Here is an 18,532-nt window from a genome sequence, read left to right as displayed (position 1 = left end):
CGCCGCCGTCACATCGGCATCCGCAGAATTTCCTGATACGCGCTCAACACCTTGTCGCGCACCGCCGTGACGGTTTGCAAGGTGACTTCGGCGTTGGTCACGGCCTGCACGACGTCGTTCAGATCGGCTTTCCCGACGGCCGCCATCGCCGACATGTTTTCACTCTTGCGCATGGCGCCGATGGTCTGCTTGGCCGCCTCCTCCAGCGCATCGCCAAAAGACGGCCCTTCCGCCGCGCCGACGCCGGGGCTGACCGCGCGGGCGGCGGTGTTGGCGTAGGCCGCAGCGGCGTTGATCGGGTTAATCATGACGGGGCTTCCGTGGTTCCAGATGTTTCAAAAGGCGGCGAGCGCGGCGAAACCGCGCTCAGCCGCGCAGAATGTCGATGGTGCGGGTCAGCATCTGGCGCGCGGTGTCGATGGCCGACAGATTCGCTTCGTAGCTGCGCTGAGCCTCGCGCATGTCCATCGCCTCGACCATTGAATTGACGTTGGGCAACAGGACATAGCCGTCGGCGTCCGCCGACGGGTGCGAGGGATCGTAGCGCCGTTGGAAGTCGCCCTTGTCCACCTCGATCTTGCCAACCTTGACCTTGTCCACGTCCATCTGACGATCCAGCACATTCTGGAAGGTCACGACCTTGCGCCGATAGGGCAGATCGCCCGGCGTTTCCGCCGTGGTGTTGGCGTTGGCCAGATTTTCGGAGATGACTTTCAGGCGCGTGCCTTGCGCCTTCATGCCCGACGCGGACACCGCCATCGACTTGTAGAGATCCATAGCGCCGCCTCCCTACCCTATGCCGCGTCAACCACCGCGACGAAACCCAATCAACCGCCGGAACGGATCGCCGACTTTATCATCGTCACCTGCTTTTTATACAGGTTGGTGATGGTCTGGTAATCCATCGAATTTTCGCTCATCCGCATCATCTGGTCTTCCAAGACCACGTTGTTGCCGTTGGGCGCCGTCTCGTAGGGGTCGCGAATCCGCTGCTCCTTCGCCGTACCGCCCGACCCGACGGTTCCCGACAGGTGCGAAGCGTTCGTCGCCGTCGGGGCCAGCCGCCGATTGTCGGTCAACGCGTCGCGAAAGGTGAAGGGTTTCAGATCCTTGCCCTTGTAGCCGGGCGAATCGGCGTTGGCGATGTTCTGCGAGATGACTTCCTGACGCTGAGTCAGCCAGTCCATCTTGCGCGACATCAGCTTGAAGAGGCCGATATTTCCCAGATCCATGGCCCGCGTTCCGCTTGCTGCGCGCCCGTTCCGAACCCCTGCGGACGGATGACGGGCGACCATGATGATGGTCGTCTTTTTGCGTTAATGAAAGATGAATCAGGCCCGACCAGTCCCCCGGACGAGCCGCCGAAACCAGCGTTTCGTTCGGCGCGGCGTCACGCGACTGTGGACCGTCCGCAAGCCATCGCACCAGATCCGCCATGACGACGTGATCCACCGCCGCCGTCCATGAAGCCGCGACGGCCCCCTCGAACGTCCTCGAAAAGAGCTTTACACTTCGTTAAGCCTGCCGGTCCAGGATGCCGACCAGCAAGCCATCACCCTAAGCAGGAAAACGCTTGTCCACGCCCCCTCGCCACCAGAACCCGACTCGCCCCGCCCCCCGGCCCGCCGCGCGCCGTCCGGTGGCCGTGGCGTTGAAGTATGAGTTTGGCGCCCAGTCCTTGCCCCGCATCGTCGCCACAGGCAAAGGGACGGTGGCCGAACAGATTCTGGAGTTGGCCTTCGCCAACGGCGTGAAGGTGCGCGAGGACGCCGACCTTGTCGAAATCCTTTCCGCCATCGAGGTGGACAGCGACATTCCGGTCGAAGCCATCGCGGCGGTGGCGGAAATCCTCGCATATGTTTACCGTGCGAACGGCGCCATTCCGGTGGATCCCGGCGCTGGAGCCGACGCCGAACCGGACGACGACCCTTCCATCAACAGCAACGGCCCATGGTGATGACCGGCGCTCCGCCCCCCGCCGACGACCGCCGCCCTGACCAGGACGTCGCCCAGGACATCGCCCGCGTGACCAGCGCCGTCGCCGAGGCGCAGCGACAGGCTGAAGCGGGCGCCCCCATTGATCTGTCTGGTCTGGAGGAACAGGTGTCCGCCCTCTGCGCCGTCGCCCTGTCGCGGCCAAAGGCGGAGATTCGACTCCATCTCGACCGGCTGGGCGATCTGGTCGCCGCGCTCTCTCCTCTGGCCGCGACGCTGACGGCGCAGCATGCTCTGCGTCGGGACATGATCGCCGCCGCTCTGGACGGGCGCGACGATCCGCACAGCGCGCGTCATCGCGCCGCCGCCGCCTATGGCCGGGGGCCGACGCCCCAACCGATGGAATCGCCGGAACCGCCTCTTCCGCTTGCTCCCCCACCCACGCCCGACGAGCCGACCTGACCCATGGATCTCGATCAATACATCCGCTTCGTTGTGGCTCTTCTGTTCGTCATCGCGCTGATCGTCGCGGTGGCGTGGCTGATGCGTCGGATCGGGTTGGGCGGCGTGGCCACCGGCGCCGTGCGCCACCGCCGTCTCAGCGTGGTCGAGGTCATGGCCCTGGACGCCAAGCGGCGTCTGGTTCTGATCCGCAAAGATGATCGTGAGCATTTGATCCTGTTGAGCAACGCTGGGGATCAGGTGGTCGAAAGCACCCCGGCTCAGGATTTCCACACCACCTTGCACGCGCACCACGCCGCCGACCACCCCGCCGCCGACCACCATGCCGGAGAGCATGGGGCGACGCCCCACCCGGAAGGCGACCGCACAGGCGACCGCACAGGCGACCACAAGGGAACCCCTGCGCCATGATTTCAGGCTTCCCCTTTTCAGCGTGGCGCCTGACCGGCGCGCTGGCGTTGGCCCTGTGCGTCGGCGTCGGCGTCGCCCTGTTCGCCGGGCCGTCGCTGGCCCAGACCATGACTCTTGATCTGGGCGACGCGGGCGGCACCGCGACGGGCCGCATCGTTCAGATGATCGCGCTGGTGACGGTCCTGTCGCTGGCCCCGTCGATCCTCATCATGATGACCGCCTTCACCCGCATCGTCATCGTGTTGTCCTTCCTGCGCTCGGCCCTGGGCGTGCAGCAAGTGCCGCCGACCACGGTGTTGATGTCGCTGGCCATGTTCCTGACCTTCTTCGTCATGGCCCCGGTGTTCGAGCGTTGCTACACCCAGGGCATCCAACCATTGATGAATCAGGAAATCGACGAAGTCGAAGCGTTCAAGCGCACCGCCGCGCCCCTGCGCGATTTCATGCTGCACCACACCGGCGAGAAGGATTTGCGGCTGTTTCTTGACATGGCCCGCATTCAGAGCGTTGAACAAGCGGCGGACACGCCGCTGCATGTCCTGGTTCCCGCCTTCATGATTTCGGAAATCAAACGCGGTTTCGAGATTGGCTTTCTTCTGTTCTTGCCCTTTCTCATCATCGACATGGTCGTCGCCTCCATCCTGATGTCGATGGGCATGATGATGCTGCCGCCAACCATGGTGGCGATTCCGTTCAAGATCATCTTCTTCGTGCTGGTCGACGGCTGGTACCTGATCGCCGGATCGCTGGCCCGCAGTTTCGGGACTTTGTAGGCCCGCCCCTGCGCGCTTCGTCGCAGCCAGCGCGACGGCCCTGAACAAGGCGGCGCTGGCGTCACGCGGCGGAAACGCGTATGAGGGTTGCAATGGTCGCTGAAACGCCCGGCCAACCTCCGGGGCGGCGCTTCCTTGTTTGAGGCTTCATCGTCCCACTCACGGACCAATATCCCACGCATGTCAGATACAATTTTGAAAGCCCCTCAGGCTGACACCGGCAAGCTTGCGGCGCTTACGCTCGGCGCGCTTGGCGTCGTCTATGGCGACATTGGCACCAGCCCGCTTTACACCCTGCGCGAATGCTTTGGCGGGGAACATGGGCTGGAGCTGAACCCCCAGAACATCATGGGCATCATGTCCCTGGTGTTCTGGGCGCTGGTCATCGTCGTCACGGTCAAATACGTGCTGTTCGTGATGCGGGCGGACAACAAGGGCGAGGGCGGAATCCTCTCCCTTCTGGCGCTGGCCACCCACACCCGGCCAGCCTCGTCGGGAAAGCTGACGTTGCTGACCGCGCTTGGCTTGTGCGGGGCGGCGCTGTTTTACGGCGACGGCATGATTACCCCGGCCATGTCGGTGCTGTCGGCGGTGGAAGGGTTGGAGGTCGCGGAACCGGCGCTGGAATCCGTAATCGTGCCGGTGACGGTGGCGATCCTGATCGCCCTGTTCGGCATCCAGAGCCATGGCACCTCGCGCGTCGGCGCCCTGTTCGGCCCGATCATGATCGTTTGGTTTCTGACCATCGGCGGGTTGGGCCTGATCCAGGTGGCGCAGCAGCCCAGCGTGTTGGCCGCCTTCGATCCGCGTTACGCTTACGCGTTCTTTCACACCAACGGCTGGATCGGTTTTCTGGTGCTTGGCGCGGTCGTGCTGGCCGTGACCGGCGGCGAGGCGCTGTACGCCGACATGGGGCATTTCGGGCGTTTCCCCATCCAATTGGCGTGGCTGGGCGTGGTGCTGCCCGCCTTGCTGCTGAATTATCTGGGCCAATGCGCGTTGTTGCTGAAAGACCCGTCCGCCGTGCGCAGCCCCTTCTATCTGCTGGCGCCCGACTGGGGTCTTTACCCGCTGATCGCCCTGTCCACCATGGCGACGGTGATCGCCAGCCAAGCGGTGATTTCGGGGGTCTTCTCGCTGACCCGGCAGGCGGTGCAGCTTGGCCTCTGCCCGCGTCTGCACATCCGTCACACCTCCGCCGAGGAAGAGGGCCAGATCTACATCCCACGCGCCAATTGGGGGCTGCTGATCGCCATCATCGGTCTGGTCGTGGTCTTCCAGTCGTCCAGCCGCTTGGCGTCAGCCTATGGCATCGCCGTGACCGGCGACATGATTATCACAACCGTCTTGGCGCTGGTCGTGGCGCACCGCCGCTGGAACTGGAGCGTCCCGCTCTGCCTTGCGGTGGGATCCGGTTTTCTGGCCGTGGATTTGTCCTTCTTCGCCGCCAACGCGATCAAGATTCCCCACGGCGGTTGGGTGCCCCTGGTCATCGCCGCCATCACCGTGGGGCTGATGGCGACGTGGCGGCGCGGTCGCGCGGTGCTGAGCATCCGTTTGGCCGAAGAATCCCTGCCGCTCGACGCCTTCATCCGGCGTCAGGCCAAATCCTCCGACATCCACCGGGTCAAGGGCACGGCGGTCTTCATGACCTCCAACTCCAACACCGTGCCGATCGCCTTGCTGCACAATCTGAAGCACAATCAGGTGCTGCATGAGCGGGTGGTCTTCGTCACCGTGCTGGTTGACGACGTGCCGCGCGTGCCCGCCAAGGACCGCGTGCTGGTGGAGGGGCTGGCGGAGGGCTTCTACCGCATCACCGTGCGCTACGGCTTCTCGCAGGAGCCGAACATTCCCAAGGCGCTGCGGCTGTGCAAGGCGTTCGGCCTGGAGTTCGACGTGATGGCGACCTCTTTCTTCCTGGGTCGCGAGACGCTGATTCCACAGATGAACTCGCAGATGGCGCTGTGGCGTGAAAAGCTGTTCGTCGTCATGGCCCGCACCTCGGTCAGCGCCACCGACTTTTTCAAACTGCCGCCGAACCGGGTGGTGGAATTGGGAACGCAAGTTCAGTTGTAACGACGAGCGCGCGTTCCCCCGTCACGCGGACGGCGGAGCGCGCCTTCAACTGGTCGGCTTGGCCGCCACTTTGCCCCGGTAATTTTTCAGGAATTTCTGGAACATATCGACCTCCGCCACGCGGGAGCGGATGGTGTTGACGTCGATCAGCCCCAGCGCCTGCTCCGGGCGGGTCAAGACGCGGAAGGCGTCCTCGTTCGGGCCGCCCTTCATCGCCGCCTCAAAATCCTTGCGCAGCAGGCTGAGGCCGGTGCCGTCCCCCGCCAACGCCAACGCCACCGCCCGATTCAACACCAGTTGCGACGTGGCCGGTTCCAACGCCTGCCCCGGCGGCGGCGGCGGGCCGATGGTCTTGCTGAGCGCCAGCGCCGCCGCGTCCCATTTCTGGCCGCGCCAGGCGATGTCCACCCGCAGCAGATTGGCGTTGGCGCTGTCGTCGTCGGCCAACAGCCGCAAGGCGTCGTCGCCCTGATTGAGTTCGGCCATCGCCTTGGCCTGCATCAGGCGGCGCTCGGCCATCAGATCGGCGGGAATGCCGGGAACGTTCGACATTTCCAACGCCTGAAGCGCCTGTTCGGGCTTGCCGTCCAACAAACGGACCGACGCCAGCCGCGTGCCGATCCGCGCCTTGTCCAGACCGGACAGGCGGAATTCGACCTGATGCTGCAACAGATCGGCGGCGCGGTTCAGCAGATCGATGGAAATCAGCCGTTCGGCCAGTTGCCGAATGATCTCGTCGCCCGCCTCGCCCACCGGAGTCAGTTCGCGGAACTGGTCATAGAGCTTCAGCGCTTCGAGCGTCGGCAGACGCGCGGCGCCATCCTTGTAGAGATCGGCGAAGATCCGCGACATGTCCTTGGTGATCGCTTCGGCGCGCGGGGTGTCGGCGACCAGGGCCGCCGTTTCCTTCATCGCGTTGAAGCCCTCAGCGTATTTCCCCCCCGCAATCAGCACCTCACCCATGCGCGAGCGGATTTGCATTTCCAGATCGTCGCCGCGCCAGGTGAAGGTCAGACCGGCCAACTGCTCCGCCGCCGCCGTCGGCGACATCTTGCCTTCGGCCAGATCCAGGTTGGTCAAGGCCAACCCGGCCTTGGCGTGATACAGCCGGTCCAGGCTCTCAAAAGCCATCTTGAGCTGTTCGCGGGCTCGGTCGGTGTCGCCGGTGCGCGCGTAATAGAGACCGCGCAAATACTGCACGTCGGGGCGCTCCTCCGACTCCGGTCCGCTGCGCTCCAGCACCCGGTCGAGCAGGCGTTTGGCGCTGGCGGTGTCGCCGGTTTCCAGCGCCGCTTCCGCCGCGCGCAGGCCAAGCTTGCCAATCATCGGATCGGGATAGGAGTTGAGGATCGCCGACCCGCCCTTGAAACCTTTCATCGCCGCTGGCCAATCGCGCTTGTCCGCCGCGATGGCGGCGCGCCACAGCGCGGCCTCCGGGTTGCTGGCCAGGCTGGGCGTCGTCAGGTCGGCTTCCGCCCCGTCCAGATCGCCGGTCAAGACGCGCGCCGCGCCGCGCAGGGCGCGAAACTCCGGCCAGCCCTCCAAATCGGGTTGGTTCTGCTGGAGCACGTCGAGCATCCCCAAGGTTTCCTGCCCGAAACCATTGGCGAAGTAGAAGCGCGCCAAATCCAACTGCGCCTTGGCCCGTTCGGACTCCGGGGCGTTGACCACCGCCAACTGAAGATCCTGCCGGGCCTCGGTGAAATGATCGAGGTCGCCGTGTTTCCAGGCGGGCAGATTGAACAGGCGGCGGCCCTGAAGCGGCGCCGTCTTCGGTCCGTCCATCGCCAGCCCCGCCGGAGGACCGGGCGGGGCGCCCAGTTGAGCGGGAACCGGCTGCGGCGCCGATGGCGTGGGCGACGCGGCGGCTTGGGCGATCGCCGGATTGCCCGCGTCGGCGGCGGGCGACATGTGCAACCCCCCGGCGGACGTCAACTCGACTCCCTCCTTCACCGGGCGAACGGTCACGTTGTCGGAAATCGGGCGGATGACGACGCCCTGATAAGACGGCATCACCTCCAAATCAGGGTAGCGATGCGATTCAGGGACGCCCAAACCGGGGCCGGGCAGCGGCGCCACCTGCACCCGATCGCCAACGTCTGGATCGAAGATCTGCACCACGGTCGCCGCGTCTGGCGCGCGCACCACCAACCGCGCGCCCAGCAGGAAATCCGGTTCCGCGTCGATGCGCAAATCGTTGGCGCTGGACATGCCGACCGGACGGGCGGAGGAGGAGATCTTCCAGGTCGTCCCCTGGCGTTCCACCGTCGGCCAGACCATTGGCCCAATCTTGGTGCGGAACGCGCTGCCGCCGGTGGCCGGGACCGGCTCCACCCCACCCATCAACTCCGCGCCCGGTCCCGTGATCTTGCCCGCGCCGATGGGCATGGGTCGGTCAAACACGACGTAAAGCTGGCCTGCGCGTGGATAGACGGCGATGGAGGATGGACCGCCCGTCTCGAAGGTCAGCACCGGCCCCTTCGGCCCCGCCGGGGGCTGCGGCTTGACCTCGGTCGGCGCGGCGGCGCCGGGAGCGGGCTTCGCCTCAGCGGTCGCGGTCGGCGGCGTCGCAGGAGACGGAGACGCTGACGACTGGACCATTGGCGCGGCGGGCGTTGGCGTCGGCGCGGGCGCGGTGTCCGGCTTCGCGGCGGCGGCGGTTTCGAGTCCCTTGCGCGTCCCGGCGTTCATCACGTCGAAAACGATGGTTTTGCCGTTCTTGGACTCCTTGATTTCAGAATCCTGCGGCGCGACGAAGGTCACGGCAAGCGCGCCGTTGGGCTGGCGAAAGGATTCGATGTTGCGGACGTTGCGCAGCGCCGCCTTGACCGCCTGGGCGAGGTCCGGCGCGCCGCCCTTGTCGAACATCACCGTCACCGCCGCGCCGTCGCGCCTCATCGTGTAATCAATCGGTCCTGGCCATTCAAAGACGACGCGGCTGGAGTCGGGGTAATCGGCCACCCGCACCGCCACCTTGCCCGCCGACGCCACCGGCTTGTCGGGAGCGGGAGCGGGAACGGCAGCCGCCGCCTCCGACGGTTGAGCCGCCGCCGTGGCGCTGGTCGGCGTCAGATCGATGGCGATGGAGGATTTGCCGCTGCGGAAGCTTTTCAGCGTGACCGGGCGCTTCAGGTCGAAGGAAACAGTCTTGCCATCGCTCTCCACCCGTCCGCCCGACAGATAATCGGGCAGGGCCGACACCGCCCGGTCCAGCGGCGCGTTGATGGGTTGGGTGAAGGCGATGACCAGACGGTTGCCGTCGATCCGCGTGGTGAACTCCACCGACGACGGCCAATCGAAGACCATCCGGCCAAAATCCGGGTGAGCCGAGGCGCGGATCGGCACCGTGGCGGCGCGGGCGGGCGCCGTTGGAACAGCCAACAGCGCCACCGCCGCCACAAAGCCGCAGAGCCAACGCCGATGCCCCGTTCCTGACCGCCCCGTCACCTCAATCCGCCCCTTCCTCACGCACCACAATATCCACCCGCACCCGTCCCGTGGCGTTGATCGGCACGGTCACGCCCGCGCCAACGCCCGCCACGCCCCCGGCCGGCGCAGGCTCCTCCGCCACCATCACCGCGCGGGCTGCCAAATCGCGGCGGTAGCCGGTTTCCCGCAAGGCCGCCGACACCGCCACCGCGCGCGTCAGCGCCCGTTCCCAGGCCGCGCCGCCGGTCTGATCCTCGCGCTCGGCGTGGCCAACCACCTCGATCCGGTTGCCGATGCGGCCAACCACCGCGCCCAGCAGAAAGACGATGCGACGCCCTTCCTCGGTGAAGACCGCGCCGCTGGCGTCGAACATCCGTTCCCCCGGCAGGCCGATCACCACACGGTCATCCTCCCGCCGCACCTCGACTCCCGCCAACTCGGCGTTGGCGGTGGTCTGGCTGCGCAGCAACGCCCCCAGATAATTCACGTCCACCGCCGCCGGGCGCAACTCCACCGCCTGAGCGTTGAAGGCCGCGCGCGGGTCGGCGGGCCGGTCCGACGGCGTCGTCGCGGTTGACCGGGCGGCGGGAATCGTGTCCGCCAATCCTTTGGTCAACCGGATCCAGCGCTGCGACTCCGGTTCGCTCATTGAGTACATCAGAACGAAGAAGGCGAGCATCAAGGAAATCAGGTCGGTGAAGCTGATGAGCCACATCGTTTTGCGATGCCCGCCCGGATCACAGCCTTGCCCTGCGCCGCCCTTCCCTGACCCGCCGCCAATCTTGGGAACCTGGATCATCGCCGATCCCCCCGCGCGCCACTCTTCCGCATCGGCGGATCATCGGCCAAACGCAGGCTGAACAGCAGCCGCACGCCGCCCGGATCCCCACGCTCGATCCCCACCGTCACGCCGTGCGCGGGCGCGCCGTCGCCGATCAGCGCGCGCGCCAAGGCCCCGGCGCGGGCCACCGGCCCCGGCGGCTGGCTCGGCGTTCCCGTCGGCCCAATGCCAAGCAGCGCGTCCAGCTCCATCCGCTCGCCCTGCCGCGATTCGCGCAGCGCGTCCACCACCCGGTCCAACAATCCCTGGCGGTCCGGCCGCAGCGCCACCGAATTGGGAAGGAACAGGTCGTCGGCGGGCAACCGCACCTCCAAAAGACGCCCCGGCGACACGACGTCCACCTTGGCGACGGCGATGGCGGTGGCGAACAGCGTGCCGACGCTGTCCAACCGCTGCACCGCGAACACAGTTCCGGCGCGCGAGGCCAGCCCGTCGTCGCCATCCCGCAAGCGTGGATCGATGACGAAATTGGGGAACTTCTTTTCCAGCGACGCCGCCACCGCCTTGACCTTTTGCACCGTCTGAACCGACTGGGCGTTCAGAACGATGAAAAACACCAGCAGCAGCAAAAACAGCGACAGCAACAGAACGATGCTGCCGTTGTTCGGGTTCACATGCGACGGCGCCACCCGAAACGGACGCGGGGGAGAGAGGCCGGAATCGCCGGGGCTGGGTTTTCCGGCCAGCATGACGTCAATCGAAACTCGCCAGCAGACGGTCGATCTCGTCCTGATCCATGGCGTTGCCCGGCAATTGCGGGCCGTGCAACAGCTTTTGGTCAGCCGCCGCCGCATCGACGGGAGCCGCCGCTTCCGCCGGGGCCGCCGCGTCTTCCGCCGCCAGCTTGGCCAAACGCGGGGCGTAGTTCTTCCGAACCTCGCTGCCGAAAGCCGCGACGATCATGTCAACTTTGGATTCGATGTGCTTGAGCGTCCGCACCACCTTGGTGATGCGCTGGCCGGTAATGTCCTGGAAGTTGCAGGCCTCGAAAATTTTGGTGATCTCGTCGTTCAGCTTGCCGCTGACGGCGGGGTCGGTCTGGCTGGCCAAGGCGCTGATCGCGTCGCAGGAATCAAAGATGGCGAAGGTGGCCTTTTCCGTGGCGCCCACCACCGCGTCCAACTCGTCGGTGGCGCTGCGGATGTGCTCGTCCCGAATTTCCTCGGGTTGGAGCGAGGCCAACTCCTGTTTGGCGTTCTCAATGTATTTGGCGAGGTCGACGACCTCTTTGTAAAGCCGCAAGTCGGTGGCCGAAATGTCGCCGTCCATGCTGCCCAGAATCGACCGAACGATGTCCGTCACCTCGTCGCGCGACAAGGGCTGCGCGGCTTCAGCGAAGGCGACGTCAAGGCGCTGTCTCAGGAGCTTCTGCTCCGTCACGGAAGATTGGGCGGAAAAGGTCATTGGCGTGTCCGGCGAGAGGGCGTGGCGGCGGCGATCACCGTGTCGTTGGCCGAACCCCTGCCCGCCCCTCGCCCCCCGGCGACCGGAACCATCCGCGTTCCAGCCGCAGCGCGGCGCTCACTGGCATCAAGGGTCCGTTCAATCTCTCTTAACCTAGATTGCGAGGGTTAAGAGCCAGTAAAGAAATGCGCGGATGACCAACCGATCAGAGCAGGGCAACCGTAACGGGCGCGCCGATCAGCGCCGCGACAAGGATCAGGAACGTGACCGCGCACAGCTTTTCCGCTGCCGACCAGCGGCTCCAATCCTTGCGGAAACTCTTCAATTCGGTGTTCAGTTGGGCGGTCATCGCACCCCTCCGGCAGCGCGTTCACAAGGGTTATCCTACGGCAAAAATGCACGCCGCCTCTCTGTTGAATCGGCTCCTGACGCGCGCCCAGCATCCTTTTCGCAACATGATGCAAAAACGCATCACTTGCCCATCCAGCATCCTCTTTCATCCCTCGGCCAGCGCCACCAAATAGACGGGCGCGGCCAGAACCAAGCGGCCAGAACCAAGGAAACGCGATCAAATGGGCGACGGCATCAAGATCGGCTTGGCGTTGGGCAGCGGCGCGGCGCGCGGCTGGGCGCACATCGGCGTCCTGCGCGCCCTGGACGAGATCGGCGTCCGCCCAGACATCCTGTGCGGCGCCTCCATCGGCGCGGCGGTCGGCGCCGCCTATCTGACCGACCAGTTGGACCTTCTGCAAGACTGGGCGCAAAGCATGGGCTGGCTCGGCATGCTGGGCGTCATCGACCTGACCTTTCGACGCGGCGGTCTGGTCACGGCGGAGAAGGCGGTCGAACGCTTTTTGAACGAGCGCACCGATGTGCGGATCGAAGAACTGCCCCGCCCCTTCGCCGCCGTCGCCACCGACCTGTCCACCGGGCAAGAGGTGTGGCTGCGCGACGGCCCGCTTCTGCCCGCCGTCCTCGCCTCCACCGCCATGCCCGGCCTGTTTCCCACGGTGCCGTTGGACGGGCGATGGCTGGTCGATGGCGCGCTGGTCAACCCGGTGCCGGTGTCGCTGTGCCGGGCGCTGGGCGCGGACGTGGTGATCGCCGTCAACCTGAACAGCGAACGCGCCATGATGAATCGTCGCCCGGGGGCGAAGACCGCCCCGCCCCCCAGCTCCACCGTCGCCGACGCCCTGCCCCCGGCTTTTTCACAATTGACCGGGCAGATCGCCGGGTGGCTGGGACGCAAGCCAAACCGGCGGACCCGTTTTCTGGCCGAACAGCTCGACCACTCCCACCGCCAGACGCCCAACGCGCTGGAGGTGATGGCCGGTTCCATCGACATCATGCAGGATCGCATCACCCGCTCCCGTTTGGCCGGGGAGCCGCCGGACGTGTTGATCGCCCCGCGTCTGGGCCACGTCGGCATTTTGGAGTTTGACCGCGCCGCCGAAGCGGTGGAGATCGGCCACGCCGCCACCCTGCTGCAACGCCCGCTGATTGAACTGGCGCTGTCCCGCGCCTGATCCGAACAATCCCGTTAGCGGGCGGGCCACATCCAGGTCAGTTCGTGCTTGTTGTGGTCGAGGTGCAGCACCCGCCCGCCGGGAATGGCGGCGAAGGCGCGGGCGGTTTCATGGTCGGTGTCGGCCTGGAATTTCAGGGTGCAGATGAAGCGCTTGGCCAGACCGCTGTCCATCCAGTCGCGCACCAGCCGCAACAGCCGCGTCGGGTAGCAAATGACGTCGCAGCACAGCCAATCCACCGGCCCAATGTCCTGCGGCTTCAGGCCAAAGGCGCTTTCCTGACGGATTTCGACGCGCGGCAGCCGGGCGATGGCCGGATCGAGCGGCGCCTTGTCCACGCTGACCACCGACGCGCCCAACTCGTGCAGCACCCAGGTCCAACCGCCCGGACAAGCCCCCAGATCCAGGCAGCGGTCGCCCGGCCCCGGCTGCTCGCCGAACAGGGTCAAGGCTTCCCACAGCTTGAGATAGGCCCGGTTGGGCGGCGCGGTGCGGTTTTCGACGAAGGGAACCTCGCCATGGCGGAACGGGCTGGAACAGCGCGCCGCCGCGACGATGGTGGATTCGTCCAGCAAGGTCCAGGATCCCAACGGCGCCGTCGGCAGCGGCGACGGGAACGTCACCGGCTTGGCCGAGACGTGCGGCAGGTTGTCTTGGATCAGCGCGGCGCGGCGGTGGTGACGTTGCGACCACAGCGCCCAATTGCGCTGGATGCCGCGCAGGGCCTTGGCCCCGCCCTTGATCGAATTGATCTCGATCCGCACCGGGTCGAACCAGATGTTTTGCGCCCAGGCGGCGGGCCGCGCCGGACCGTCGGCGAAGACCAGACGGCCATCGACGTTGGCGACGTCGCCCAGTTCGGCGACCAGATCATCGACGAAACCATCGGGCGCCAAATAGACGGTCTGGCCCAGCGGCGTGACGACGGAGGGCGCGGAAGGCGCGGGAGCGGCGGCGGGGCTGTCAGCAAAATCATCCATGCCCACGGGCTACCGCCGACCAGCGGCGAATGCAAGCGCCGGAACGGGGAAAGAGGATGATCCGTGCAAGAAGGCGCCCTCCCCCCGCTGCGACGAAGCGCCACGCCGCGCGTTCTGTGCGAGCCATTCTCATTTGAGTGATTGACAACGATTCGCACTCTCAGTACATCTCCTCTCAGGACACGCGCCATCGACACCGACCGACGCTGAGGGCCTATGTACGTTTGCATCTGCCACGCGCTGAACGACAAGAAGGTCAAGGCCGCCCTGAGCGACGGCGCGACGACCCCCGCCGCTGTGTTCCGCCATCACGATTGTCAGGTTCAGTGCGGCAAATGCGTGCCGACGCTCCGCGCCATGGCCGCCGACCACCGCGCCGCCTGCGCCCGGAGCCGCGCTCAAGCCGCCAGCCAGGAGCATGTTCCAGCCTACGGCGTCGCGGCGGAGTGAGCCGCGACCGGTTGAAAGACTTTGGTCGGTCACATGACGTTCGGCTGCGTCAAAAAGAGCCGGTCTCTATGAAGTATGGTTGGATTGACCCAACCCGCGCGTTCGTGCACAAAAGCTTCAACGAACAATAACAGCCGTGCAATCATAACGGCGTATCCAAGCGGCGAGCCGGAAAAATCGGCCGAAGAGGAAACGCACTCAAACCAAGAAAAACCCCTTGCGGAACCGGGTCAAGCCATTCTTGTTCAGGATTTCCTGAATCGGAACTTGGCGGCCCGGTCTGTTTTTTGGGCGCACGGATCTTCTCAATCGGGGCAACGTCCCCAAAAGATTGACCGATCAGCCATCGGGCGGCGCGGCCATCGGCTCGCCACCCATGGTCTTGTTGCGCCAAGCGCGCCCGCATGCGGGCGATCCAGCCGGGGGGCGACAGGAGGATGAAACGTGATGAGCGACCAGGAACGGCAAATCTTCGACACCCACGCGCGTGATCGGGTGACGCAAGCCACAGAGCGGATGAACCATCTGCGCTCCGCCGTCGAACGTTCCGATCCAAAGGGACGGGAAGCGTGGGAGCGCACGCTGGACGGCTTGCGCGGTCTGCAAAACCGCGCCGCCGCCCGCATCGAAGCGGCGCATCTGGCCGATGACGACGCTTGGCCATCGGCCCGAGGCCGCGCCGATCAAGCGTTGGGCGAATTGATGGACGCGCTGGACGACATCGACAACCGTCTGCAACGGCTGGCCGCCTGAGCCGACAGCGACGCGCGAACGGGGACGGGAGCCGTCACGGCCCGCCCCGTTGGCTTCATTTGGCCGTCATCGGAACGCGGCGCTCGATCAGGGCGGAGGTCACTTCCTTGGCCTTCACCGGATCCATCGAGGCCAAAATCGGCGCCGATTTGTTTTCCTTCATCTTTTGGATGACCCCCAGCAGAACCGGCATTTCCAGCTCTTCAAAGATGCGGGCCGCTTCCTTGGGCTTCATCGTCTCGTAAATTTTCACGAGGCTTTCCAACTGAGCCGATTGCTTCTCGTCGCCCTGGCTCATCAGCTTCTGAATGTCGGAACGGACCTTCTCCATCTCCGACACCTTCTGGTCGATCCGCTTTTCGGCGGCGGTCAGCAGGGCTTCGCGCTGTTCAATCTCTTTGGTGCGCTTTTCGATTTCAGCCCGACGCTCGGCAAAATGCTGGAGAAGCTCCTGATCGCTGATCGGACCAAGCGGGGCGTTGGCGGCAGGCGTCGAGGCCGCGCCGTTGGCCATGGGCGGCGGGCCATCCTTCGCCGGGTTGGTGGTCGCCTTAGCGGGCGCTTTGTCCGCCATCGCCTTGTCGGCGGGCGGTTTCGCGCCGTTGGCCGGTGGCGGGGTTTGCGGCCCTTGCGCCAGCGTCACCGGGAAATCAGGCAATTGCGCGTCGCGCGTGGCGATGCGCCACATGTCGCCAACCCGGACGCCCAGCATAAGCACCGCGACAAAGATCGTCACCGGCAACAGCCGAAACCGGAAATCCTGCGTCCAGCCCCGCAGAACCTCCGCCATGGGACGGCGCGGCGCGGTCGCCGCCTTGCGCGGCTTGCCGCCCTTGGTCTTGCCGCTTTTCCCAACTGGCCGGACGGCGTTGCGGGACGTCGGCGGCGACGGGTTGGCGGAACGGGCCACCGCCTGCCGCGCGGCGGCGACGGACGGCTGGGAAGAGGCGGACACCCGAACGCCGGTCGGCGCCGCCCCAGCCGGGCGAATGACGACCTTCTCCTCTCCACGCTTCTGGGCGGCGGCGGCATCCTGCGCGGCGCCCTTGGCGGCCAGACGGGCGGCGAATTCCGCGATGGTCTTTTGCGCGTCGCTCATTCCATCCCCGCTCATCCCATCCCCTTCCCGGCGTTTTCAATCGCCTGGAGCAGTTCGCGTTCGGCGCGAGACAGGCTTTCCCCCTCGCGCGCCATCGAATCACGCGGCGCCGAATCACGAGATCCGCCGTCACGCGTTTCGGTTTGCGGCGGTGGCGGCGCCATCCGTCGAGGAGCCTCCAACCGGGCGGGCGGCGGCTCGTCATGATCGTCGTCGTCGTGCATGATCGGCGACGGGCGGACCGCCGGGCGGGCGGCCAAAGGCGGCTTGATCGGCGTGCGGGCGACCGATCCACGCCCGGCGTCACGGTCGCCGACCGCGCCCAACCGTGTGGCCATGGCGTCCGCCGCCTCAATCATGAATTCCAGTTCGTCGCGCAAGGTCTGCGCCTTGTTCACGGTGCGCTGAAGATCCTCGCCGGTGTCGGAGGCGGTCTTCTTCAAATTGCGCACGCCGCCTTCCGCCTTGCTCATGGCGTCGTTCAGGCCCTGAATCAACTCGGCCATCTCGCCACGGCTTTCGCGCAGCTTGATGATCTGCTTGTTCAGGATGATGGCGTAGGCGATCGTCGCCGCCAGCAGGCCGACCAGCACCAGATCGATAATCAAAGAGATCAGTGGACTCACAGCCGCATGACCTCCTGCTTGGGAAGTTCTTTTTCCAACCGCACGGCGATGTGCCCGCCCTTGCGGCCCATCCGCCCCTGAAACATCGAAACGTCGCCGCAACGCAGCTCGATGGAACCGTCGGGGGTCACGTTCAACAGGATGCGGGTGCCGACGCGCCAATTCAAGACATCGTGCAGCGTCATCGTCACTTCGTCGAGCACGGCGGACAGATCGACGTCCGTCACCATCAGTTCAGAGGCCAAGTGGGTTTCCCAAATCGAATCGCGACCGAACTTTTCACCCATGAACATTTGGAGCAGCAGTTCGCGAACCGGCTCCAACGTCGCGTAGGGGATCATCAACTCCAAACGCCCGCCGCGATCTTCCATGTCGATGCGCAGCTTGACCAGCACCGCCGCGTTGGCCGGACGCGCGATGGTGGCGAAGCGCGGGTTCGTTTCCAGCCGGTCGAACCGGAAGGTCACGGGCGACAGCGGATCAAAGGCGGCGGACAGATCGGACAGCACCACATGGACCATGCGTTCCACAAGGTTGCGTTCGATGGTGGTGTAGGGGCGGCCTTCGATGCGCATCGCCGCCGTGCCGCGACGACCGCCCAGCAGCACGTCGACGATGGAATAGATCAGCGCGGAATCGACGACCATCAGGCCGTAATTGTCCCACTCCTCCGCCTTGAAGACCGACAGCATGGCGGGCAACGGAATCGAGTTCAAATAATCGCCGAAACGCACGGACGAAATTTGATCCAGGCTGACTTCGACGTTGTCTGAGGTGAAGTTGCGCAGCGAGGTGGACATCATGCGGACGAGGCGGTCGAAGACCACCTCCAGCATCGGCAGGCGTTCGTAATTGACCAGCGCCGAGTTGACCAGCGCCATGATGCCGGAGTTTTCGCCGTCGCCGGCGCCGCCCTGGTCAAACCCCAGAAGGCTGTCGATTTCATCCTGGTTGAGGACGCGCGTCGATCCGCCGCCGCCGCCCATGTCGCCGACGTCGCCGCTGTCCTCCGCCAACGCCGCCCATTCGGCGGCGAGGCGTTCTTCCTCGCTCAGCTCTTCGGTGTCGCTCATGCCGCGCCCCGTTGCACCAACCCAACAGCCCTACTGGACCAGCATCTCTTTGAACAGCACGTCCTTCACCTTCACCGGATGCGCGGCGGCGGTGATGCGCAACAGCAATTCCTGACGCAGGCGGTACATGCCCGCCGATCCCCGCAGATCTTCCAACCGAAGTTCGCGCAAGTAAACCTGGAAATTGTCGATGATGCGCGGCAACACATGCTCGATCGCCGGAACATCCTCCGGCTTCGACACCTGGATCGAAATTTTGATCTTCAAAAAGGCCGGACGCTTCCCGGCGCTGTTCAAATTCACCAGCATGTCCGGCAGGTCATAAAAGACCGGAGCCGCGTGCGGGTCGGGCGCCGCTGGCTCCGCCGGGTGCGCTTCCTCCGCGTGCTCCTCCTTCTTGCCAAGCAGGCTGTCGAGCATGCCGGAGAAAAAGACGCCCGCTCCAGCGCCGATCAACAGCACGAGCGGAAGAATGACGAAGAGAACCAATTTCTTGCCGCTGAATTTCTTGCGCGGCATTCCATCGGCGCTTTCCCCAGCATCGTGTTCGGCCATGGAATCCTGAGCGTGTTCGCGCGCGGGGGCGGTCCCGCAATCCCCCTGAACCTAGCGTTGGGATAGTTAACAACTCCTTTCAACGGCCCGGCGCGGCGGGGCGAGGGCGCTGATTCCACAGCGGACCACCCGCGTC

General features: G+C 65.5%; 21 protein-coding genes. 8 read left to right on the top strand and 13 right to left on the bottom strand.

The window, feature by feature from the left end; all coding sequences use genetic code 11:
* Positions 1–8: 8 nt before the first annotated feature.
* Genes fliE through flgB form a run of 3 tightly spaced genes read right to left on the bottom strand, consistent with a single transcriptional unit; the run spans position 9 to position 1,232 of the window.
* Positions 9–308: a flagellar hook-basal body complex protein FliE gene (gene fliE, locus ACODS4_RS11085; protein WP_488863540.1), complete on the bottom strand. Its 300-nt coding sequence runs from the start codon at positions 306–308 to the stop codon at positions 9–11.
* A 58-nt stretch (positions 309–366) separates the two neighbouring features.
* The gene (gene flgC, locus ACODS4_RS11080; protein ID WP_488863538.1) at positions 367–777 is read right to left on the bottom strand and encodes a flagellar basal body rod protein FlgC; all 411 of its coding nucleotides are present in this window, start codon (positions 775–777) and stop codon (positions 367–369) included.
* A 50-nt stretch (positions 778–827) separates the two neighbouring features.
* On the bottom strand, positions 828–1,232 hold the full coding sequence (gene flgB, locus ACODS4_RS11075; protein WP_488863536.1) for a flagellar basal body rod protein FlgB: 405 nt from the start codon (positions 1,230–1,232) through the stop codon (positions 828–830).
* A gap of 341 nt (positions 1,233–1,573) precedes the next feature.
* Between flgB and ACODS4_RS11070 the strand changes: the two genes are divergently transcribed.
* The 5 genes from ACODS4_RS11070 (at position 1,574) to ACODS4_RS11050 (ending at position 5,660) form a co-directional block, all read left to right on the top strand.
* Complete coding sequence (locus tag ACODS4_RS11070; RefSeq protein WP_488863534.1) at positions 1,574–1,957, top strand: EscU/YscU/HrcU family type III secretion system export apparatus switch protein; 384 nt, start codon at positions 1,574–1,576, stop codon at positions 1,955–1,957.
* Positions 1,951–2,397, top strand: coding sequence for a hypothetical protein (locus ACODS4_RS11065; protein ID WP_488863532.1), 447 nt, complete (start codon positions 1,951–1,953; stop codon positions 2,395–2,397). The genes ACODS4_RS11070 and ACODS4_RS11065 overlap by 7 nt, the downstream gene beginning before the upstream one ends.
* Positions 2,398–2,400: 3 nt before the next feature.
* The gene (locus tag ACODS4_RS11060) at positions 2,401–2,808 is read left to right on the top strand and encodes a FliO/MopB family protein (RefSeq protein WP_488863530.1); all 408 of its coding nucleotides are present in this window, start codon (positions 2,401–2,403) and stop codon (positions 2,806–2,808) included.
* On the top strand, positions 2,805–3,581 hold the full coding sequence (gene fliP / locus ACODS4_RS11055; protein ID WP_488863528.1) for a flagellar type III secretion system pore protein FliP: 777 nt from the start codon (positions 2,805–2,807) through the stop codon (positions 3,579–3,581). Before ACODS4_RS11060 ends, fliP begins: the two co-directional genes overlap by 4 nt.
* 180 nt (positions 3,582–3,761) lie before the next feature.
* Positions 3,762–5,660, top strand: coding sequence for a potassium transporter Kup (locus ACODS4_RS11050; RefSeq protein WP_488863526.1), 1,899 nt, complete (start codon positions 3,762–3,764; stop codon positions 5,658–5,660).
* A gap of 45 nt (positions 5,661–5,705) precedes the next feature.
* Here the strand turns inward: ACODS4_RS11050 and ACODS4_RS11045 are convergent, their stop codons facing one another.
* The 5 genes from ACODS4_RS11045 to ACODS4_RS11025 form a co-directional block, all read right to left on the bottom strand.
* Positions 5,706–9,107: a tetratricopeptide repeat protein gene (locus ACODS4_RS11045; RefSeq protein ID WP_488863524.1), complete on the bottom strand. Its 3,402-nt coding sequence runs from the start codon at positions 9,105–9,107 to the stop codon at positions 5,706–5,708.
* 1 nt (position 9,108) lies between these two features.
* A complete protein-coding gene (locus ACODS4_RS11040) occupies positions 9,109–9,888 on the bottom strand; it encodes a flagellar motor protein MotB (protein WP_488863522.1) in 780 nt (259 codons plus the stop codon).
* Positions 9,885–10,619: a hypothetical protein gene (locus ACODS4_RS11035; RefSeq protein WP_488863520.1), complete on the bottom strand. Its 735-nt coding sequence runs from the start codon at positions 10,617–10,619 to the stop codon at positions 9,885–9,887. The genes ACODS4_RS11040 and ACODS4_RS11035 overlap by 4 nt, the downstream gene beginning before the upstream one ends.
* A 4-nt stretch (positions 10,620–10,623) precedes the next feature.
* The gene (locus ACODS4_RS11030; protein ID WP_488863518.1) at positions 10,624–11,334 is read right to left on the bottom strand and encodes a protein phosphatase CheZ; all 711 of its coding nucleotides are present in this window, start codon (positions 11,332–11,334) and stop codon (positions 10,624–10,626) included.
* A 205-nt stretch (positions 11,335–11,539) separates the two neighbouring features.
* Positions 11,540–11,683 (bottom strand): hypothetical protein, encoded by a 144-nt coding sequence (locus tag ACODS4_RS11025; RefSeq protein WP_488863517.1) that lies wholly within the window; start codon positions 11,681–11,683, stop codon positions 11,540–11,542.
* A gap of 223 nt (positions 11,684–11,906) precedes the next feature.
* Between ACODS4_RS11025 and rssA the strand changes: the two genes are divergently transcribed.
* Complete coding sequence (gene rssA, locus ACODS4_RS11020) at positions 11,907–12,860, top strand: patatin-like phospholipase RssA (RefSeq protein WP_488863515.1); 954 nt, start codon at positions 11,907–11,909, stop codon at positions 12,858–12,860.
* Between the two features lie 14 nt (positions 12,861–12,874).
* Here the strand turns inward: rssA and ACODS4_RS11015 are convergent, their stop codons facing one another.
* Positions 12,875–13,840, bottom strand: coding sequence for an SAM-dependent methyltransferase (locus ACODS4_RS11015; RefSeq protein ID WP_488863513.1), 966 nt, complete (start codon positions 13,838–13,840; stop codon positions 12,875–12,877).
* Between the two features lie 216 nt (positions 13,841–14,056).
* On the opposite strand from ACODS4_RS11015, the gene ACODS4_RS11010 reads away from it, so the two are divergent.
* Entirely contained in the window at positions 14,057–14,290 is a 234-nt protein-coding gene (locus ACODS4_RS11010; protein ID WP_488863511.1) for a (2Fe-2S)-binding protein, read from the top strand.
* 447 nt (positions 14,291–14,737) lie between these two features.
* Entirely contained in the window at positions 14,738–15,043 is a 306-nt protein-coding gene (locus ACODS4_RS11005) for a hypothetical protein (RefSeq protein WP_488863509.1), read from the top strand.
* Between the two features lie 55 nt (positions 15,044–15,098).
* On the opposite strand, the gene ACODS4_RS11000 is transcribed toward ACODS4_RS11005, so the two are convergent.
* From ACODS4_RS11000 to ACODS4_RS10985, 4 genes are read right to left on the bottom strand one after another with little or no spacing between them, the layout of a single operon-like run.
* A complete protein-coding gene (locus tag ACODS4_RS11000) occupies positions 15,099–16,142 on the bottom strand; it encodes a MotE family protein (RefSeq protein WP_488863507.1) in 1,044 nt (347 codons plus the stop codon).
* Between the two features lie 11 nt (positions 16,143–16,153).
* Positions 16,154–16,768, bottom strand: coding sequence for a DUF6468 domain-containing protein (locus ACODS4_RS10995; protein ID WP_488863505.1), 615 nt, complete (start codon positions 16,766–16,768; stop codon positions 16,154–16,156).
* Positions 16,765–17,841 (bottom strand): flagellar motor switch protein FliM, encoded by a 1,077-nt coding sequence (fliM, locus tag ACODS4_RS10990; RefSeq protein WP_488863503.1) that lies wholly within the window; start codon positions 17,839–17,841, stop codon positions 16,765–16,767. Before fliM ends, ACODS4_RS10995 begins: the two co-directional genes overlap by 4 nt.
* A gap of 30 nt (positions 17,842–17,871) precedes the next feature.
* Complete coding sequence (locus ACODS4_RS10985) at positions 17,872–18,396, bottom strand: flagellar basal body-associated FliL family protein (protein ID WP_488863501.1); 525 nt, start codon at positions 18,394–18,396, stop codon at positions 17,872–17,874.
* Positions 18,397–18,532 lie beyond the last annotated feature (136 nt).

This window comes from Azospirillum sp. FG154 (genome assembly GCF_057809575.1).
Note: the sequence above shows the minus strand (reverse complement) of the source record. Positions and strands in the feature narration are given on the sequence as shown.

Bases quoted from the DNA above. Each gene is read 5' to 3' on its own strand.
- ACODS4_RS11050 (WP_488863526.1), top strand. From the start codon at position 3,762: ATGTCAGATACAATTTTGAAAGCCCCTCAGGCTGACACCGGCAAGCTT.
- fliP (WP_488863528.1), top strand. From the start codon at position 2,805: ATGATTTCAGGCTTCCCCTTTTCAGCGTGGCGCCTGACCGGCGCGCTG.
- ACODS4_RS11040 (WP_488863522.1), bottom strand. From the start codon at position 9,888: ATGATCCAGGTTCCCAAGATTGGCGGCGGGTCAGGGAAGGGCGGCGCA.
- ACODS4_RS11030 (WP_488863518.1), bottom strand. From the start codon at position 11,334: ATGACCTTTTCCGCCCAATCTTCCGTGACGGAGCAGAAGCTCCTGAGA.
- flgB (WP_488863536.1), bottom strand. From the start codon at position 1,232: ATGGATCTGGGAAATATCGGCCTCTTCAAGCTGATGTCGCGCAAGATG.
- ACODS4_RS11025 (WP_488863517.1), bottom strand. From the start codon at position 11,683: ATGACCGCCCAACTGAACACCGAATTGAAGAGTTTCCGCAAGGATTGG.
- ACODS4_RS11000 (WP_488863507.1), bottom strand. From the start codon at position 16,142: ATGAGCGACGCGCAAAAGACCATCGCGGAATTCGCCGCCCGTCTGGCC.
- flgC (WP_488863538.1), bottom strand. From the start codon at position 777: ATGGATCTCTACAAGTCGATGGCGGTGTCCGCGTCGGGCATGAAGGCG.
- ACODS4_RS11060 (WP_488863530.1), top strand. From the start codon at position 2,401: ATGGATCTCGATCAATACATCCGCTTCGTTGTGGCTCTTCTGTTCGTC.
- ACODS4_RS11035 (WP_488863520.1), bottom strand. From the start codon at position 10,619: ATGCTGGCCGGAAAACCCAGCCCCGGCGATTCCGGCCTCTCTCCCCCG.
- rssA (WP_488863515.1), top strand. From the start codon at position 11,907: ATGGGCGACGGCATCAAGATCGGCTTGGCGTTGGGCAGCGGCGCGGCG.
- ACODS4_RS11010 (WP_488863511.1), top strand. From the start codon at position 14,057: ATGTACGTTTGCATCTGCCACGCGCTGAACGACAAGAAGGTCAAGGCC.
- ACODS4_RS11015 (WP_488863513.1), bottom strand. From the start codon at position 13,840: ATGGATGATTTTGCTGACAGCCCCGCCGCCGCTCCCGCGCCTTCCGCG.
- ACODS4_RS11005 (WP_488863509.1), top strand. From the start codon at position 14,738: ATGAGCGACCAGGAACGGCAAATCTTCGACACCCACGCGCGTGATCGG.
- ACODS4_RS10985 (WP_488863501.1), bottom strand. From the start codon at position 18,396: ATGGCCGAACACGATGCTGGGGAAAGCGCCGATGGAATGCCGCGCAAG.
- fliE (WP_488863540.1), bottom strand. From the start codon at position 308: ATGATTAACCCGATCAACGCCGCTGCGGCCTACGCCAACACCGCCGCC.
- fliM (WP_488863503.1), bottom strand. From the start codon at position 17,841: ATGAGCGACACCGAAGAGCTGAGCGAGGAAGAACGCCTCGCCGCCGAA.
- ACODS4_RS11065 (WP_488863532.1), top strand. From the start codon at position 1,951: ATGGTGATGACCGGCGCTCCGCCCCCCGCCGACGACCGCCGCCCTGAC.